Origin of the sequence: Flavobacterium sp. 245 (assembly GCF_004362055.1) — a bacterium.
GTDB lineage: Bacteria > Bacteroidota > Bacteroidia > Flavobacteriales > Flavobacteriaceae > Flavobacterium.
The window spans coordinates 162,615-181,234 of sequence record NZ_SNXB01000008.1; the positions used below are offsets into that span (position 1 = coordinate 162,615).

General features: G+C 33.5%; 20 protein-coding genes. 17 read left to right on the forward strand and 3 right to left on the reverse strand.

The genetic code is table 11. The features are described 5' to 3' along the window. Positions 1-159: 159 nt before the first annotated feature. Positions 160-408, forward strand: coding sequence for a hypothetical protein (locus EV145_RS15915; protein ID WP_133526189.1), 249 nt, complete (start codon positions 160-162; stop codon positions 406-408). 31 nt (positions 409-439) lie between these two features. Here the strand turns inward: EV145_RS15915 and EV145_RS15920 are convergent, their stop codons facing one another. Then, positions 440-1,030, reverse strand: a complete 591-nt coding sequence (locus EV145_RS15920; protein WP_133526190.1) for a riboflavin synthase — start codon at positions 1,028-1,030, stop codon at positions 440-442. A gap of 57 nt (positions 1,031-1,087) precedes the next feature. Here EV145_RS15920 and pdxA point away from each other — a divergent pair, with 57 nt between their 5' ends. The 13 genes from pdxA (at position 1,088) to EV145_RS15985 (ending at position 9,885) form a co-directional block, all read left to right on the forward strand. After that, positions 1,088-2,137 carry a 4-hydroxythreonine-4-phosphate dehydrogenase PdxA gene (pdxA, locus tag EV145_RS15925; RefSeq protein WP_133526191.1) on the forward strand — a complete coding sequence of 350 codons (1,050 nt, stop codon included), beginning with the start codon at positions 1,088-1,090 and terminating at the stop codon, positions 2,135-2,137. 105 nt (positions 2,138-2,242) lie between these two features. Continuing rightward, entirely contained in the window at positions 2,243-2,794 is a 552-nt protein-coding gene (locus EV145_RS15930) for a YceD family protein (RefSeq protein ID WP_133526192.1), read from the forward strand. A gap of 9 nt (positions 2,795-2,803) precedes the next feature. Continuing rightward, positions 2,804-2,998, forward strand: a complete 195-nt coding sequence (gene rpmF, locus EV145_RS15935) for a 50S ribosomal protein L32 (protein ID WP_031455170.1) — start codon at positions 2,804-2,806, stop codon at positions 2,996-2,998. A 173-nt stretch (positions 2,999-3,171) separates the two neighbouring features. Further along, on the forward strand, positions 3,172-4,170 hold the full coding sequence (locus EV145_RS15940) for a beta-ketoacyl-ACP synthase III (protein WP_133526193.1): 999 nt from the start codon (positions 3,172-3,174) through the stop codon (positions 4,168-4,170). A 23-nt stretch (positions 4,171-4,193) separates the two neighbouring features. Continuing rightward, entirely contained in the window at positions 4,194-4,682 is a 489-nt protein-coding gene (gene accB / locus EV145_RS15945; protein ID WP_133526194.1) for an acetyl-CoA carboxylase biotin carboxyl carrier protein, read from the forward strand. 103 nt (positions 4,683-4,785) lie between these two features. Then, on the forward strand, positions 4,786-6,132 hold the full coding sequence (accC, locus tag EV145_RS15950) for an acetyl-CoA carboxylase biotin carboxylase subunit (protein WP_133526195.1): 1,347 nt from the start codon (positions 4,786-4,788) through the stop codon (positions 6,130-6,132). A 292-nt stretch (positions 6,133-6,424) separates the two neighbouring features. Continuing rightward, a complete protein-coding gene (locus EV145_RS15955) occupies positions 6,425-6,721 on the forward strand; it encodes a hypothetical protein (RefSeq protein ID WP_133526196.1) in 297 nt (98 codons plus the stop codon). A 74-nt stretch (positions 6,722-6,795) separates the two neighbouring features. Continuing rightward, positions 6,796-7,092, forward strand: coding sequence for a hypothetical protein (locus EV145_RS15960; protein WP_133526197.1), 297 nt, complete (start codon positions 6,796-6,798; stop codon positions 7,090-7,092). Between the two features lie 51 nt (positions 7,093-7,143). Further along, complete coding sequence (locus EV145_RS15965; RefSeq protein WP_133526198.1) at positions 7,144-7,440, forward strand: hypothetical protein; 297 nt, start codon at positions 7,144-7,146, stop codon at positions 7,438-7,440. A gap of 25 nt (positions 7,441-7,465) precedes the next feature. Further along, positions 7,466-7,756 carry a hypothetical protein gene (locus tag EV145_RS15970; protein WP_133526199.1) on the forward strand — a complete coding sequence of 97 codons (291 nt, stop codon included), beginning with the start codon at positions 7,466-7,468 and terminating at the stop codon, positions 7,754-7,756. 18 nt (positions 7,757-7,774) lie between these two features. After that, on the forward strand, positions 7,775-8,071 hold the full coding sequence (locus EV145_RS15975) for a hypothetical protein (protein WP_133526200.1): 297 nt from the start codon (positions 7,775-7,777) through the stop codon (positions 8,069-8,071). Between the two features lie 19 nt (positions 8,072-8,090). Then, entirely contained in the window at positions 8,091-8,387 is a 297-nt protein-coding gene (locus EV145_RS15980) for a hypothetical protein (protein WP_133526201.1), read from the forward strand. Between the two features lie 148 nt (positions 8,388-8,535). Beyond that, positions 8,536-9,885, forward strand: coding sequence for a sigma-54-dependent transcriptional regulator (locus tag EV145_RS15985; RefSeq protein WP_133526202.1), 1,350 nt, complete (start codon positions 8,536-8,538; stop codon positions 9,883-9,885). Here the strand turns inward: EV145_RS15985 and EV145_RS15990 are convergent. Continuing rightward, positions 9,882-12,317 carry an ATP-binding protein gene (locus tag EV145_RS15990; RefSeq protein ID WP_133526203.1) on the reverse strand — a complete coding sequence of 812 codons (2,436 nt, stop codon included), beginning with the start codon at positions 12,315-12,317 and terminating at the stop codon, positions 9,882-9,884. The two genes, EV145_RS15985 and EV145_RS15990, sit on opposite strands and share 4 nt — an antisense overlap. A 181-nt stretch (positions 12,318-12,498) precedes the next feature. Further along, positions 12,499-14,400, reverse strand: coding sequence for an alpha/beta hydrolase family protein (locus EV145_RS15995; RefSeq protein WP_133526204.1), 1,902 nt, complete (start codon positions 14,398-14,400; stop codon positions 12,499-12,501). Between the two features lie 260 nt (positions 14,401-14,660). On the opposite strand from EV145_RS15995, the gene EV145_RS16000 reads away from it, so the two are divergent. Genes EV145_RS16000 through EV145_RS16010 form a run of 3 tightly spaced genes read left to right on the forward strand, consistent with a single transcriptional unit; the run spans position 14,661 to position 17,495 of the window. Next, on the forward strand, positions 14,661-15,773 hold the full coding sequence (locus tag EV145_RS16000) for an NAD(P)/FAD-dependent oxidoreductase (RefSeq protein ID WP_133526205.1): 1,113 nt from the start codon (positions 14,661-14,663) through the stop codon (positions 15,771-15,773). Further along, positions 15,773-16,549, forward strand: a complete 777-nt coding sequence (gene mtgA, locus EV145_RS16005) for a monofunctional biosynthetic peptidoglycan transglycosylase (protein WP_133526206.1) — start codon at positions 15,773-15,775, stop codon at positions 16,547-16,549. Before EV145_RS16000 ends, mtgA begins: the two co-directional genes overlap by 1 nt. Continuing rightward, the gene (locus EV145_RS16010) at positions 16,536-17,495 is read left to right on the forward strand and encodes a lipid A deacylase LpxR family protein (protein ID WP_243739275.1); all 960 of its coding nucleotides are present in this window, start codon (positions 16,536-16,538) and stop codon (positions 17,493-17,495) included. The genes mtgA and EV145_RS16010 overlap by 14 nt, the downstream gene beginning before the upstream one ends. Positions 17,496-18,620 lie beyond the last annotated feature (1,125 nt).

The window sequence follows — 18,620 nt, forward strand, 5'->3', positions numbered from 1 at the left end:
TAAATTTTTATGAAGCTTTTTTTTGTTTTTAAGTTGTATTTTTGCAAAAATCTTCTACATTTGTCCAGTGAAGCTCTTTAATAACAAGGGTTTGTACGAAATTTCATAAAAGACCCCAAGTCTAATTTAATATCGCTTGTCCTTGACAAGTTTAAACTTATGAAGATTAAAAAAACTATTTTTTGTTCCTATTTCGTCTTACTGACGGTTTCAAATGCGATAGCAAAACCAGCTCCTCCTAAGCCTGAGGCTCGAATGAGTACTACTGCTCAAGCTAGTGCTGCTGGGCCAGATTTGCCTCCCGGAGCACCTATCGATCAAAATTTATTTGTTTTAACCGGATGCGCAGTATTATTTGGTATCTATGCAATTCGCAGATATGATTTCATAAAAAAAGATTCAATTTAAATTGAATCTTTTTTTATTTAAGGGTATTTCTTTATTTGTTTATGGCATATAATCGCGAGATATATTTGCCAACAACATCAAACTCTAAATTTATTTTTGTTCCAACTTTGAAATCTTTAAAGTTGGTGTTCTCGAAAGTGTAAGGTATTATCGAGACGCTAAATTCATTTGTTTTTGAATTGACAACCGTAAGGCTTACTCCATTTACAGTTATAGAACCTTTTTCGATAGTAATATTGCTGAGGTTTTTGTCATATTCAAAAGTATAGTTCCAGCTTCCATGTGCTTCTTCAATTTTTACGCATGTTCCAGTTTGGTCTACGTGACCTTGAACAATATGGCCATCAAGACGGTCGCCAAGTTTCATGCCGCGCTCTAAATTTACAATGTCGCCTTCGCTCCAGTCTCCAATATTAGTTTTTAAAATAGTTTCGTCAATGGCTGTTACGGTATAAAAAGAATCTTTAATAGCGACAACAGTAAGGCAGATGCCGTTATGAGAAACACTCTGGTCAATTTTTAATTCGTTTGTAATCGATGAATCGATTGTAAGATGAAGATTGTTTTGGTCTTTCTCTATTTTATGAACCCTTCCTAGGGTTTCTATAATTCCTGTGAACATTGTTGTTTTATTTTACTAAATTTGCACATCAAAATTAGTAATAAATAAGCTGAGCTCATGAATAAAAAAGCAGAAAATATAATTGTTGGAATTTCAGTAGGAGATTTAAACGGTATTGGAAGCGAGGTTATATTAAAGACATTCGAGGATTCTCGTATGCTTGAGATGTGTACGCCGGTTATTTTTGCAAATGCTAAGATATTGTCTTTTGTTAAAAAGAGTTTTACATCTTCGGTTCAGTTTCATGGCGTAGATAAATTAGAGCAGGTTTTGCCAGGAAAAGTTAATGTTTTCAATCTTTGGAAAGAAGGTGTTGATATAACTTTGGGAAAAAATGATGAGAAAATAGGAGAATATGCTATTAAATCTTTTGTAGCGGCGACTAAAGCTTTGAAAGACGGTTTGATAGATGTTTTAGTAACTGCTCCAATTAACAAATATAATATTCAGTCAGAGGATTTTAAATTTCCTGGACATACGGATTATTTAGATAAAGAATTAGAGGGTGATGCATTGATGATGATGGTGCAGGATAATTTAAGAGTAGGTTTGTTGACTGATCACGTGCCTATAAATGAAGTCTCTTCGCATTTAACAGAAGAATTAATTACAAGAAAAATTGAAACAATCAGAAAATCACTAATTCAGGATTTTAGTATTGTAAAGCCAAAAATTGCTGTATTAGGATTGAATCCACATGCAGGTGACGGTGGCGTTATTGGAAAAGAAGATGATTTGGTTTTAAAGCCAACTTTGAAGAAAATTTTTGAAGGAGGAACAATGGTTTTTGGGCCATTTCCTGCAGATGGTTTTTTTGGAAGCGGTCAATATGAGAAATATGATGCTATTGTGGCAACCTATCATGATCAAGGATTAATTCCTTTTAAAACATTGTCTTTTGGTAAAGGAGTGAATTATACAGCAGGTTTAAATAAGGTTAGAACTTCTCCAGATCATGGCACTGCGTATGATATTGCAGGAAAAGATATGGCCGATTTCAATTCGTTTAAAGAAGCAGTTTATCTTGCAATCGATATTTTTCGCTCGCGTAATCAGTATGAGGAGATTAGCCAAAAACCTCTAAAAATAAAAGAAAAACAGTTATAAACAAAAAAAGGTGAATAAGATTATTAGATTTGTAATAATTTTATATCTTTGCACCCCAATTCAGATATCTGTTTACAGATGCGAATTGTTCAAATTGATGTTGAAATGAGCAAAACAAAAGAATTTTTAATTCCTTTCGTAGGATTAAAACTAGGAAAACACCATTTTGAGTATCAGGTAAATAATGAGTTCTTTGAGAGCTTTGAGTATAACGAATTTCAAAGTTCGGATATCAAAGTAAGTTTGGTTTTAGATAAAAAAAGCAGCATGCTTGAGTTAGATTTTAAACACAAAGGAACTGTAAATGTGCCTTGTGATCTTACAGGCGAAGAGTTTGATCTTCCTATAAAAGGGAAAATGAAATTAATTGTTCGTTTTGGAGAAGAATTTAATGACGAGAATGAAGAGTTGCTGATTTTACCGCACGGAGAGTTTGAAATAAATGTAGCACAATATATTTATGAAATGATAGCTCTTTCGGTACCTCTAAAACGAGTTCATCCAGGAGTAAAAGACGGTAGCTTAGAAAGTGAGGCTTTGAAAAAACTAAATGAACTGAAAGTAAAAACAGTCAAAGAAAAAAAGGAAGAGAGTAAACAAGAAGAAGATATTGACCCACGTTGGGAAAAATTAAAGAAACTATTAACGGATAAATAATATAGTAAAATGGCACATCCTAAGAGAAAAATCTCGAAAACAAGAAGAGATAAGAGAAGAACACATTATAAAGCTACTGTAGCTCAAATCGCTACATGTCCTATTACAGGTGAAGCGCATTTATACCACAGAGCTTACTGGCATGAAGGTAAAATGTATTACAGAGGACAAGTTGTTATCGATAAATCTGAAGCGGTTGCTTAATACGTTTTTGTAAATTATACTAGAACTCTCACATAGTGAGAGTTTTTTTTGTTGGTTATAATTTTCTTTTTTTAGGAAATTATATACAAAATAATTTCGTTTTTTTTTGTAATTTTCAAGTCTTTTAAAAATTTTTCAAATACACTGTATTTGGGAGGAAATAATAGAATATAATGAGTACAATCACAGCCGCAATTACCGCTGTTGGAGCTTATGTTCCAGATTTTGTTCTTTCGAACAAAGTACTGGAAACTATGGTAGATACCAATGACGAATGGATTACCACTCGTACCGGAATTAAAGAAAGAAGAATTCTTAAAGATGCTGATAAAGGAACATCGTTTCTTGCTATAAAAGCAGCACAGGATTTAATTGCGAAAGCAAATATTGATCCTTTAGAGATTGATATGGTTATAATGGCAACAGCTACTGCAGATATGCCGGTAGCCTCTACAGGAGTTTATGTTGCAACAGAAATTGGAGCTACAAACGCATTTGCATACGATTTGCAGGCGGCATGTTCAAGTTTCTTATACGGAATGTCAACTGCTGCAGCTTATGTTCAGTCAGGACGTTACAAAAAAGTTTTATTAATTGGAGCTGATAAAATGTCTTCAATTGTAGATTACACAGACAGATCTACTTGTATTATTTTTGGAGATGGAGCAGGTGCTGTTTTATTCGAACCAAATTATGAAGGTTTAGGCTTGCAAGATGAATATCTAAGAAGTGATGGTGTAGGACGTGATTTTCTTAAAATTTCTGCCGGAGGTTCTCTAATCCCGACTACAGAAGAGACCGTTAAAAACAGACAGCACAACATTATTCAAGATGGAAAAACTGTTTTTAAATATGCAGTTACTAACATGGCTGACGCTAGCGAATTGATCGTAAAAAGAAACAATTTGACTAATGAAGATGTAGATTGGTTAGTGCCACATCAAGCAAATAAACGTATTATTGATGCTACTGCGAGCAGAATGAACCTTGAAGATTCAAAAGTATTGATGAATATTGAAAAATATGGCAATACAACTTCAGCAACTTTGCCATTAGTATTAAGCGATTTTGAACGCCAATTCAAAAAAGGAGATAATATTATTTTAGCCGCTTTTGGTGGTGGATTCACTTGGGGATCTATTTACTTGAAATGGGCTTACGATACAAAATAAATTAAAACTAAAAACGAATCATTATGGATTTAAAAGAAATTCAAAACCTAATCAAATTTGTAGCAAATTCGGGAGTTGCAGAAGTAAAGTTAGAAATGGATGATGTAAAAATCACTATTAGAACAACTTTAGAAGGGAATGTAACAGAAACTACTTATGTACAGCAATTGCCAGCTCAGGCTGCATTGCCACAAGCTGCTGTTCCTCAAGTGGCTGCTCCAGTTGTTGTAAATGTAAATAGTGAAGCAGCAGCTCCAGCTGAAAATTCTAAATTCATTACTATAAAATCTCCAATTATTGGAACATTCTATAGAAAACCATCTCCAGACAAACCAGTTTTTACTGAAGTAGGAAGTACTATCGCAAAAGGTGATGTTCTTTGTGTAATTGAAGCAATGAAATTATTCAACGAAATCGAATCAGAAGTTTCAGGTAAAATTGTAAAAATTCTTGTTGACGATATGTCTCCAGTAGAATTTGATCAACCTTTATTCTTAGTAGATCCATCATAAATAAATTTAGATTTTAGATTTTAGATTTTAGAAGGATTCAAATTTTTTAAATCATCTAAAATTATCTAATTATCAAATTGTCTAATTATCTAATTAAAATAAGATGTTTAAAAAAATATTAATTGCGAATAGAGGAGAAATTGCACTTCGTGTAATTCGTACATGTAAGGAAATGGGAATTAAAACTGTTGCAGTTTATTCTACAGCCGATGCAGAAAGCTTACATGTAAAGTTTGCTGATGAAGCGGTTTGTATTGGTCCCCCTCCAAGTAACTTATCGTACTTAAAAATGTCAAATATTATTGCCGCTGCAGAAATTACAAATGCAGATGCAATACACCCAGGTTACGGTTTCCTTTCTGAAAATGCTAAATTCTCAAAAATTTGTCAAGAGCACGGAATCAAATTTATTGGTGCGGCTCCAGAAATGATCGACAGAATGGGAGATAAAGCTTCTGCAAAAGCTACAATGAAAGCGGCAGGAGTTCCATGTGTACCAGGTTCAGATGGATTATTAGAATCTTATGAACATGCACTAAAAATAGCTAAAGAAATTGGTTATCCAGTTATGATGAAAGCGACTGCTGGTGGTGGTGGAAAAGGAATGCGTGCGATCTGGAAAGAAGAAGAGCTTTTAAAAGCTTGGGAAAGTGCACGTCAAGAAGCTGCTGCAGCATTTGGAAATGACGGAATGTACATGGAGAAACTTATCGAAGAGCCACGTCATATCGAAATTCAAGTTGTTGGAGATTCTTATGGAAAAGCATGTCACCTTTCTGAAAGAGATTGTTCTGTACAACGTCGTCACCAAAAATTGACTGAAGAAACTCCTTCGCCTTTCATGACTGACGAATTACGTACTGCAATGGGAGAAGCTGCTGTAAAAGCTGCTGAATTCATTAAATACGAAGGAGCTGGAACGGTAGAGTTTCTTGTAGACAAACACAGAAATTTCTACTTCATGGAAATGAATACTCGTATTCAGGTAGAGCATCCAATTACAGAACAAGTTATTGATTATGATTTGATCCGTGAGCAAATTATGGTTGCTGCCGGAATTCCGATTTCGGGAAAAAACTATTTGCCACAATTACACGCTATTGAATGTCGTATTAATGCTGAAGATCCTTATAATGATTTTCGTCCTTCACCAGGAAAAATTACTACGCTTCATATGCCAGGAGGACACGGAGTTCGTTTAGATACTCACGTTTACTCAGGTTATAGTATTCCGCCAAATTACGATTCGATGATTGCTAAGTTAATTACAACTGCACAATCTCGTGAAGAAGCTATCAGCAAAATGCGAAGAGCTTTGGATGAATTCGTAATCGAAGGTGTGAAAACTACAATACCTTTCCACAGACAATTAATGGATGATCCAAAATATATTGCAGGTGACTACACAACTGCATTTATGGATACTTTCAAAATGAATAGTCCAGAATAATTTTTTAAGGCTGTCGGTTTCGGCAGCCTTTTTTATTTCTACTACAAACCCGATGAGTTTTGAACTTATCGGGTTTTGTTGTTTTATCGGTTAGGAAACACTAAAAGTGTATAATTTTTACACACTCGCTTAAGGAATTACACACTTTTTGCAATGGAAAATTTTTGGCATGTTATTCAAGATCTCTTTAAAAACAAGGGATTAGGTACATTGGAGGTGGGTTTTTGTTTTACGGCATAATAATTTCATTATCTAAAGCGTAAACAACTACAAACAAACAAAAATTTACATTATGAAAAAGATATTCTTATCAGCCGCTATTGTTTTGGGAAGTTTAACTTCATTCGCAGCAAATTCTTCAATTGAAGATTCTATTATAAAAACAGTTTCAATTCAAGATGAATATACTGAAATAAAAGTAGAAGAATTACCAGTTGCAGTTACAGAGGCTTTAAAAAAATCATTTCCAAATGCAGTGGTTTCTAAAGCATACAAAAATGAAAAAGCACAATATAAACTAGATGTAACAGTTGGAGGCAAAGAAGGAAATCTTTTTGCTAACGCCGACGGAACTTGGATTCAAAAATAATCTAAAGACGTGTTCTGTGTATTTTCAAATAAAAAATACTAAAATTAAATTAACTATCTTAAAATACTATTATCATGAAAAATTTATTTCTATCAGCCGCAATCGTTTTGGGAGGTTTAACATCATTTGCTTCGACTTCTCCAATATCAAATTCAATCGTAAAAACAATTTCAATTCAAGACGAGTACACTGAAATTAAATTAGAAGAAGTTCCATCTGCAGTAACAGACGCACTTAAAAAAGCGTATCCAGATGCAGTACTTTCAAAAGCATACAAAAATGCTGCATCGCAATATAAACTTGACGTTACTGTAGGTGATAAAGTAGGTTCTGTTTATGCTAACGCAGACGGAACTTGGGTTAAAAAATAAGCCCTTTTTGTTCCAATCAAATTAACTATTTACTATTAATATACACACATTATGAAAAATTTATTTTTATCAGCCGCAATCATTTTGGGAAGTTTAACATCATTTGCTTCAACTTCTCCAATTAAAAACACAATCGTAAAAACAATTTCAATTCAAGACGAATATACTGAGATTAAAGTAGAAGAAGTTCCTTCTGCAGTTACAAACGCGCTTAAAAAAGCATATCCAGATGCAATCCTTTCTAAAGCATACAAAAATGCAACTTCTCAATACAAATTAGAAGTTACAGTGGGTGACAAAGTAGGGGCTCTATATGCAAACGCCGATGGATCTTGGGTAAAAAAATAATTCGTTAACTAAAAAAACTATCATTATGAAAAAGATAATCTTATCGGCAGCAATTCTATTAGGAGGACTGTCAGTACAAGCCACACCAATTGTTGCTATTAATCCAGCGACAGAATCAGTAAAGTTCCAAGATGAGTATAAAGAAGTTGATGCTGTTCCGGCAGCTATCAAAACAGCTTTAGATAATGCTTATCCTGGTGTAAAACTTGAAAAAGCATACGTAAACGATAAAAAAGAATACAAAATCGACATTATTGTTCGTGATGTAAAATCTACTGTTTATACAGACGAAAAAGGAAACATTCTTAAAAAGTAACTATAAACTATCCCCACTATGAAAAAGTTAATCTTATCGGCAGCTATCGTTTTTGGAAGTTTGTCAATCAATGCTGCAACTGTTGTTGCAAAAAACGAAATGGTTCAATCAGTAAGCATTCAAGATGAATATACTGAAGTTTCTGTAGATGCTGTTCCAGACGCAGTAAAATCGACTATCGAAAAATCTTTTGCAGGTACAAAACTTGAAAAAGCATACAAAAACGCGAAGAACGAATATAAACTTGTCATAGCGAGCGGAGAGAAAAAGTATACTTTTTTTACAGATGCTTCTGGAAATATTATTAAAAAATAATTCTTTAAAAAAGAGCAATATGAAAAAGTTAGCCATCACAGGGGCCGTTATTCTGGCAAGTTTGTCTATTCCAGCAAATTCGAAGACGATTCAAAATAAAATAAATGCGTCCGTTTTTGTTCAAACAGAATATACAGAAGTTACTGCAGATGCTGTTCCGGCTGCGGTAAAAACTGCTCTGCAGACTGCTTATCCAAATGCAAAATTGGAAAAAGCATATGTAAACGAGAAAAAAGAATACAAATTAGAAATATCAGTTAAGGACCAAAAGGCTACTGTTTACTCAGATGTCAATGGCAATTGGCTGAAAATATAATAGATATATTATAAATATAATTAGGTGAATTAGATTTATGTTTTTGGTGAAAAAGAGATTGCTTATAGCAGTCTCTTTTTTTTTGCATAATTTTGTGAGAATACAACTTTAATAGTATTATTTTAGCAAAAAAAGTCCTTAAAAACAGATGTCAAAGATATTATTGATAGAAGATGATATTTCGTTTTGTAAATTATTAGAGAAGTTTCTAATAAAAAAAGCATACGATGTAACTATAGCTTTCTCTGCAGCAGAAGCAAGAGCAGCAATCAAAAGCGAATCGTTTGATTTGATTTTGACAGATCTTCGTTTGCCAGATTCTGATGGTATTGGATTAATGACTGAAATTAAAAATTCTCATCCGCATATTCCTGTTGTTATGATGACAGGCTATTCAGATGTGAATACGGCTGTAAAAGCAATAAAAAATGGTGCTGCCGATTATATTTCAAAACCCTTTAATCCAGATGAGGTTTTGTTAGTAATTACAAATGCTTTGCAAAATAATGAAGCCGAAGAAATTTCATCGCAAGAAAAGAAACCCACAAAAAAGCAAGTTACTGCAGAAAATGAATTTGTAAGAGGAATTTCTGTTGCGTCAAGAAAATTATTAGATCATATTCAGTTGGTAAGCCCAACAGATATGTCTGTTTTGATTATTGGAGAAAGCGGCACAGGAAAAGAAATTATCGCAAAAAGCATTCACCAGCAAAGTACTCGAAAAAACAATAATTTTATCGCGGTTGACTGCGGAGCAATTCCGAAAGAATTAGCCGCAAGTGAATTTTTCGGACATTTAAAAGGTTCTTTTACCGGTGCAATCAGCGACAAAATGGGTTATTTTGAAGCGGCAAATGGAGGGACTCTTTTTTTAGATGAAATTGGAAACCTTTCTTATGAAAACCAAATTCAATTATTAAGAGCACTTCAGGAAAGAAAAATAAAACCTGTTGGAAGCAATAAAGAAATAAACGTTGATATAAGGATCATTACGGCTACAAATGAAGATTTGCGTGAAGCGGTAAAAAACGGCGATTTTAGAGAAGATTTATACCATAGAATCAATGAATTCTCTATTCTGTCGCCTTCGTTAAAAGATAGGGAAGAGGATTTAATGGTTTTTGCTGATTATTTTCTTGAAAAAGCCAATCAGCAGTTAAATAAAGATATTATTGGGTTTTCTCCAGAAGTGGTTGCTATTTTTCAAAAATACAATTGGCCAGGGAATTTACGCGAACTGCAAAATTGTGTAAAACGTGCGACACTTTTAACGCGTGGTGATTTTATTGAAAGCGAAGTTTTACCGGCTGAATTTTTTCAGATTCAAAAACAAAATTCTTCAGATAATTCGGTTAGTTTTTCTTTATCAGAAAATGAAAAAGAAACAATTATTCATGCGTTATCTAAAACGCAGAACAATAAATCTGAAGCGGCAAAACTGCTTAAAATTACCAGAAAGACACTTTACAATAAATTGAAGCAATACAACATCGATTAAGCAATTTCTTTGTTTAAGATGGTGAAAAGCGAAACGATTTTGGCTTTTAGCCCTTTGTAAATTTCTCTTACCTCTGTAATTTCAAATTCATTTTTTTCTAAAACTGTTAGCGTTTTGGCAATTTCATTTGCTTCAATTTGTTTAAACATTGGAGCGATGCGATGAGCGATTGCATTTATTTCGACAGTATTTTCTAGTGAGATAGCATTTTCAAGTAAGGCTAAATTTTCATTTGTGCTTTCAATAAATGATTTCAAAACTTCATTTAAAGCGTTTTTGTCGTTAGCTAAAAATTCTTTCAGCGTTACTAGAGAATATAATTTTGCAGATGATTTTTCTTCTGTTTCAGTCGTATCGACTTTTGGAAGAGGATCATCTTCTAAAATAATTCTAATCGTATCTAAAAGTATTCGTGGCGAATAAGGTTTTTTTACAACAGTCGTAAAGCCAGCATCAGCATATACAGAAGCATCTAGATCTGTTCTTCCCGTCAAGGCAATTATAGGCTGATTTTTATAAACCGACGTATTTTTAAGCTTTTGCAAAAACGCAAATCCATCCATTTCTGGCATTTGAATATCAGTGATAACAAAATCAAAATTTGTTTTCTGAATAGCTTCTAATGCTTTTCCGGCACTGTTAAAAGATAAAACCTGATGTTTTTCCTGTCGTAAAATACCGCATGTTAAATTCAAAAGATTAATGTCGTCATCAATAACAACAAAAGTTTGTGATTTAGTTTCCTGTGAAGGTGCTTTCTTAATTTCATCGGTTGAATTTGAACTTGTATCAAATAACAGCGGAAGCTGAATTTCAAAAGTGCTTCCTTGTCCAAAAATGCTCTCAAGTTTTAATGAACCGCCTAAAATCGAAATTATTTTCTGGCAGATTGATAAGCCTAAACCTGTTCCGCCGTATTTTTTTTCAATCCCTTCATTTGCCTGAGCGAATTCTTCAAAAACAAATTTCTGATTTCCTTTTTCAATTCCAATTCCCGTATCTTCTATTGTAATGGCAAAAAAATCATTGTTTTCTGCTAGGTAAGCGCTAATTTTTATATAACCTTCTTCTGTAAATTTGTAAGCATTTCCAATAATATTGCTCAAAATTTGTTTGAGTCGAAAAGGGTCTCCAACAATTTTTGAATTTAGCTTTTCATCAATATTAATTATCAAATCAATATTTTTTTGCTTGTAAACAGTCTGAATGCTTTTAGCTACTTCATCAATAATTTGAGGTAGTGAAAACGGCACTTTTTCAATCGTAATTTTTCCTGCTTCTATTTGAGAAAAATCAAGCAAATCCTGAACTAACTGCGTAATATATTCAGATGAATTTTTAATATTAGTAATGAAATAAGACTGTTTTGTATTAATGTCAGAATTACTTAAAAGTTCCGAATATCCTACAATCGTGCTTAAAGGTGTTTTTAGATCATGACTAACCGTCGAAATCAATTGTTCACGGCTTTTAAGCAGATTTTTAGTTTTGAAATTTGCGATTTCAAGCTGTTTTTTATAGACCTGCGATTTAGAATAATCGCTCACAATTAAAACAGAGAAAAACAGGGTCAAAATTAATCCTGCAATTGCTGAGGCTGTAACAATTTCGTTGACTTTTTTAAGTGATTTTTCTTTGAGTGAATTGTTTTTTATGGAGTTGATGATAATTTCACGCTCAATAATTCGAAGTACTTTTCGGAGCTGATCTGAAATTGCTATTTCATTCTTCAGTAATTTGTTTTCCTCAAAATTTAAAGATTCTTTTTTCTTTTCGGCTCTTAATTTTACGGAGCTCAAAAGTTTTTTTGAATTGGCTAATATCGAATCCGAAGCTTTTTTACTAAGCGTATTGGTGCTGTCATCCGGAATATTCTGATTAAGATAATCGACATATTTTTGAAGGACATTTTTTTGATAAGATCCAAGCTGATTTGGATTTTTAGTAAAATCCTGAAGTTCCAGTTTACGGAGTTTAAACTCCATTTTGGTAATTTCATCAATAGCCGAGTTTACCGAAACTTCATCGTCGGCCTTGTTTTTTATTGTTTTTAACTGCTGAATATTTTTGGTTTTTTCGGCCAGTAAATAAGTAACACTGTCTAAGAGCACTTTTTGATAATCTGTCGTTACAATTTGCTTTAAAGTGTCGATTCTTGCGCGCAGGGAATCGCTTTCAATTAAGTAGCTTTGAAAATCTTTTTCAGAATTGGTCTGGATTGTTTTTCGGGCTAAACTTTCCGTTTTATACACATTTGAAAATAATTTGCTGACTCTCAAAATCTTATTTTTTTCGAGTGCGATTTTATCTTCTAATTTGTTATAAACGACATTTTCAGAATATAAAAACCATCCAACAGTAACAACTAACGCTAATAGTGCAACATAGCTAAAGAGCACTTTAATGGCGGTGTAACTTTTTTTGCTCTCCATAGATTGTTATTGTTGAGATTGGGAAGTTTTTTAAATTCGAATTCACTGCAATTTATTTAAAAAAATTTGTTTTAAAAAGAGAAATCACGGCTAAAGTGTTACATAATTCAAAGGTTTGGAAAATAAAATAGCCACAGATTATATAACAATCTGTGGCTATTAAAGCTTTAAAAAAAATATATTATAATGTTTCGTTCAGCCATTTAAAGAATTCACCTTGCCAAACCTGTGCATTTTGCGGATGTAAAACCCAGTGGTTTTCATCAGGGAAATAAACAAATCGGCTTTTGATTCCTCTTAATTGAGCTGCCTGAAAAGCTTCCTGGCCTTGCCCAATTGGCACACGGAAATCTTTTCCTCCTTGGAAAATCAAAATTGGACGATTCCAGTTTTGCACCAAAGTTGCAGGATTAAAAGTGGTGTATGATTTTTGAGCTACAGCATTATCTTTTTCCCAATATGCGCCGCCAAAATCCCAGTTATTAAAGAAAACTTCTTCAGTTGTTCCTAACATACTAACTGTATTGAAAACACCATCGTGAGCAATAAAAGTCTTGAAACGGTTATTGTGAATTCCCGCTAAATAAAATACGGAATAGCCTCCATAGCTTGCACCAACGCAACCTAAACGGCTTTTGTCAACATAGCTTTCTTTTGCAACATCATCAATTGCCGAAAGATAATCGTCCATAACTTGTCCGCCCCAGTCTTTACTGATTTTCTCATTCCATTCAACACCATGTCCAGGCATTCCGCGACGGTTTGGCGCCACTACTACATAACCTTTTGCAGCCATTAAAGAAAAATTCCAACGGAAAGAATAAGATTGCGTCAATGGACTTTGTGGTCCGCCTTGGCAGAATAATAAAGTTGGGTATTTTTTTGAAGCATCAAAATTAGGAGGCAAAATTACCCAAACCAGCATTTTTTTTCCGTCAGTTGTAGTAACGTAACGTTTTTCCGTTTTGCTTAATGCTAAAGTTTTGTATGTATCTGTATTTACATTCGAAATTTGTTTCCAAGTATTTTTCTTCAAATTATAAGAAAAAATCTCAGCTGCATGATTCATGTCTGTTCTTGTAACAATGATGTCATCGCCTGCAAAACCTACTAAATCATTTACATCAAAATCACCATTTGTAATTTGGCGAACATTAATTGCCATTTTAGTCAAACCTGGAAAATTAACTGTAAAAAGTTGTTTTGTTCCATCAACAGCAGCAACAAAAAATACGTTTTTACCATCTTTGCTCCAGATAAAATGATCTACAGTTCCGTCCCAGTTTGCTGTTAAGTTGGTTTTGATACCTTTAAATTCAACAATAATGTCGTTTTTATCAGCTTCATAACCGTCGCGTTTCATTTGCAGCCATGTTAAATTTCCTGTTGGAGAAAATTGTGGAGCAGTATCATAACCAAGATTATCTTCGGTTCTGTTAATCGTTTTTTGAGTCTCTAAATTGTACTCGTAAATGTTTGTGTTTGTAGAAATTGCATAATCAGTACCAGCTTTTTTCTTGCACACGTATAAGATGCTTTTTCCGTCTGGAGACCAGATATAATCTTCGTCACCGCCAAAAGGTTTTTGAGGAGAATCAAAAGTTTCACCTTTTAAAATATCAATTCCTTTAGCGCCGTCTTTGTTTTCTTTATAAAAAACGTGGTTGAATTTTCCCTCGTTCCAAGTATCCCAATGACGGTAATCTAAACCGTTATAAATTTGAGCATCAGATTTAGTAAGATTTGGATAAAAATCTTTTCCTAAAACTTTGTCGATTTTCACTTCTTCATTATAAACTAAAAATTTTCCGTCTGGCGAAACATTTTTGTCTTTTAAAATCTCTTTTGTGTCTTTGATTTCGATTGCTGTTCCACCATTTACAGGAATGGTGTAAAGTTTAGAACTTGATTTGTTTTCTTCTACAGAAGGCGTTGAAACCTTGAAAACAACATTTTTTTCATCTTTCGAAAGTCCGAGTGGTGTTACTCTTCCTAATTTCCATAACAATTCCGGTGACATTACATTCTGTCCGATAGCGTTTAAACTCATCATTATTAAGGTTGTTACTACTACTTTTTTCATAATAAAAATTCTATTTTTTTGTGCGCTAAAAATACAACATTTAAATTCCAATCGGTTAAATTCTAAATTCCAATTTATTGTTAAAGTTTTACGTTATTTATACTTGATTGTCACCCTGAGCGAAGTCGAAGGGCGCACAGTGAAGGGGCTTCGACTTCGCTCAGCCCGACATCGGTACATAACTTGAGGCTATTTTTTTAAATCAACTTATATTACTTCTATGGTTAAAAAAAATCATTATTTTTATAAAAATTTGATCGATGGAATTAAGTTATTGGGAAATAAAAAACTGGTTCACAAATGTAGATTATGCCATTGTTGGCAGTGGTATAGTTGGCCTTCATGCTGCATTGCGCTTGCGCGAAAGATTTCCTGTGGCTAAAATTCTGGTTATAGAACGCGGTATGTTGCCGCAAGGTGCAAGTACTAAAAATGCTGGTTTTGCCTGTTTTGGAAGTCTTTCTGAAATTATGGATGATTTAAAAACGCATTCAGAAGATGATGTTGCAGCACTTATCGAGAAACGTTGGAAAGGCTTGCAATTGCTCCGAAAAAGATTGGGAGATTCGGCAATTGATTTTAAGCCTCACGGTGGTTATGAATTATTTCTGAAAGAAGATGAACTTGGATTTAGCGAATGCATTTCGAAAATTCCATTTATAAATGAAGTTTTAAAGCCACTTTTTAAAGCCGATGTTTTTTCGAAAGAAGTGGATCGTTTTGGTTTTGAAAACATTCAGGAATATTTGATTTTTAATCCGTTTGAAGCGCAGATCGACACCGGAAATATGATGCAAGAACTGCTAAAGCAAGCAATTTCAGCAGATATTTTAATTTTAAATCAACAGACTGTAACATCTTATTTAGATTCAGGAAATGATGTTGAAGTTGTTTTAAATGATTTTAGTTTTAAAACAAAAAAACTGCTTTTTGCGACAAACGGTTTCGCCGGATCGTTGACAAATGGTGCAGTTAAACCGGCTAGAGCTCAGGTTTTAATTACCGAGCCAATTCACAATTTAGATATAAAAGGAACGTTTCATTTAGATCGCGGCTATTATTATTTCAGAAATATTGGCGATCGAATTTTACTTGGCGGAGGCCGAAATCTTGATTTTGAAGGAGAAACGACAACCGAATTTGGCCAAACGAAAATTATTCAAAATAAATTGGAAGATTTGCTGAAAAATGTAATTTTACCAAATCAGGATTTCCAGATTGCACACCGTTGGACTGGCATCATGGGAGTTGGGAACAGTAAGAATCCTGTTGTGATGCAACTTTCTGAAAATGTGTGCTGTGGTGTACGTTTAGGAGGAATGGGAGTGGCAATAGGAAGTTTAATAGGAACAGAATTAGCAGATTTAATATAATGGCAGTAACCAAAAAACCAGCACCAAAAAAACCAGCTGCAGGCAAAGCTAAACCGACAGCAAAAAAGAAAACGAACAGAACCTTTGGCGAAAAAGTCAAATGGTTTTTTATTAAAGCAATGTTGTGGTTTTTTGGATTGTCAATCGGTTCAGTAGTCTTTTTTAAGTTCGTTCCAGTACCGTTTACACCCTTAATGCTCATTCGTGCCATTGAAAACAAAATGGCAGGAAAGGAAGTTTATTTTGATCATGACTGGGAACCAATTGATAAAATTTCGATGAATCTTCAAAAAGCAGTAATCGCCAGTGAAGACGGAACTTTTTTAACGCATAACGGGTTTGATTTTAAAGCGCTTCAAAAAGCCTACAAAAGCAACGAACGCGGCCGCCGAATTCGTGGTGGTAGTACTATTTCACAACAGACAGCAAAAAATGTTTTTTTATGGCAGGGAAAAAGTTACCTGCGTAAAGGTCTTGAAGCATACTTTACCATTTTAATTGAAATTATTTGGGGTAAAGAAAGAATTATGGAGGTGTATTTGAACAGTATTGAAATGGGCGACGGCGTTTATGGCGCTTATGCAGCGACAGAACATTGGTACCGACGCGACGCTTCGAGCTTAACACCAATGCAGGCCGCCGGAATAGCGGCAATTCTTCCAAATCCTAGAAAATTTAAAGCAACAGGATCGTCTAGTTATATCAATAGAAGAAAAGAAAGAATTGTTCGCGAGATGCGTTACATTGGGAAAAAAGTAAATTATGATGCGAAATAAAAACGTCTTTTTTGCTTTTTTTCTGCTGGCATCAACTTTGGTTTTTGGGCAGGGGAATACAAAAGAATTTGGATTTATTTCAGATAATGATTTATATACATCGTCTAAAAATGACATGTATTATACGAATGGTTTAGAACTTTTTTACCGTTATTTATCAAAGAATGAAAACGAGAAAATCAATAAAAAAATAACCGAATTTCGACTTGGACAATATATTTATAATCCGAGGTATATTAATGAAACGGCTACAGATGTTAATGACCGTCCGTTTACGGGTTATCTTTTTGCTGAAGCTGGACGCAGTTTTTTTTACCAAAGCGAATCGGTTTTAAAAACGGATTTTCAATTGGGTTATATGGGGCCAAATGCTTTTGGACGCGAAACTCAAGAAAGTTTTCATCATCTTATTGGCTATAAAAAGGTTTTTGGTTGGGAAAATCAGCTGCATAATGCTTTTGCCGTTCAGGCGCATGTTATGTATTCGAAGAAATTATTTCCAAGCAAACACAATGATTTTATAGATCTTCACTTTCAGTCCGAAGCTAATTTGGGAACTATTTTTACCGGAGTTTCGACAGGATTTCTCACCCGAATTGGATTCAAAAAATTACTTCCTATTTATGATTCCAATTTGCATGATGCTTCTGTAAGTTCAGAACCCCAGTATGATATCCGCGAATTCTATTTTTACGCCATGCCGAGTGTGAATTATCAGTTTTATGATGCTACGATTCAGGGAAGCATGTTCAGTAATACGAGCCCGATAACTTTCGATTTGGAACCGCTGCGTTTCAATGCCGAATTTGGTTTGAAATACCGTCATAACAAATTCAATATTTCGTATTCTTTTCTTTACCGAGGCCGAGAATTGAAAGACCCTGGAATTGATACAAATTCTGGATATTTTTATGGGTCTATACGAGTTGGTTTTTTGATTAAATAATGACATTTTGCTACGAAGGCGCCAAGAGACAAAGTTTTTTTTATTAACTAGAATTGTAGATTTGCTTTGCTGAACTAAGCTTATTGTCAAGAATTAAAGTCTTGGTAAAAAAATAAAATTTAAAATAGATATGTGGAATTATTTTTTCTTGTTCGTCTTTTTTGTCGTCTATGCTTTTATGAGCTATAAATGGGGTGCATTTTTGATTTCAAATTTTGTTGTGGGATTTATTTTATTACTATTCTTGACCTATTTTTATTATCAGTATAATGATAGGGGATTGATTCTGATTTTTATGGCTAATCTGTTTTTTTATATCCTTTTATTTTTTTCGTCGATATTCATTTATTTTGATAGAGAAAACGAAAAAAGATTTTACTATATATTTCCTGTTCTTGCATGTATTTTATTAATGATCGTAGAAAAAGAAACAGTGAATTATCACGAAGCTTTTAAGGGTATTTATATGCCAGTTGCAGGTGCATTTTTTCCTTTGTATTTTTTGAAGTATTATTTAAAATATATTAAAGAAGACGTTTAATGCCCGCCCGTTATCGCGGATTTGCAATCCGTGCCCGTACAGTAATTCTGCAATTCAAATAAAAAATGGTTTACTAAAAACAAAAATATCAAGTCTAGTCCCGATGGAAACGGCATCCTTTTTCCTGCTTCTTTAGAAGGAAAAAAGATCGAGTGCGGGCTATCAGGTTGGATTTTTTATTGAAGTAGATTTTTTAATAAAAAAAGCCATAACTTTTGTTATGGCTTTTTTTGGTATTTATCTATAATATGAATTTTCTATCTTAATAATTTCGGGGTACTAATTCAGAAATATTTAAAAATGATACTTAATTCAAAAACAGATACTTATTGTTTTCTTAAAAATTTGAGTCCGCTTTAGTCTTCTTTAGACTCATATTGCATTCAAATATTTTGCAAAAGTACAAACAACATGTTGATTAATTCTCAATTTAAGGTTAAATTTTTGTTTTTTATTTAAAATAGGATTCTTAAATAGTGTCAAAATTGATGAATAATTAATTTTGAAGCAAAAAAGCGTTCGAATTAGGTAATGCTGATTTGTAATCCGTTCCCGTAAAGTAATTCTACAATCCAAATAAAAAG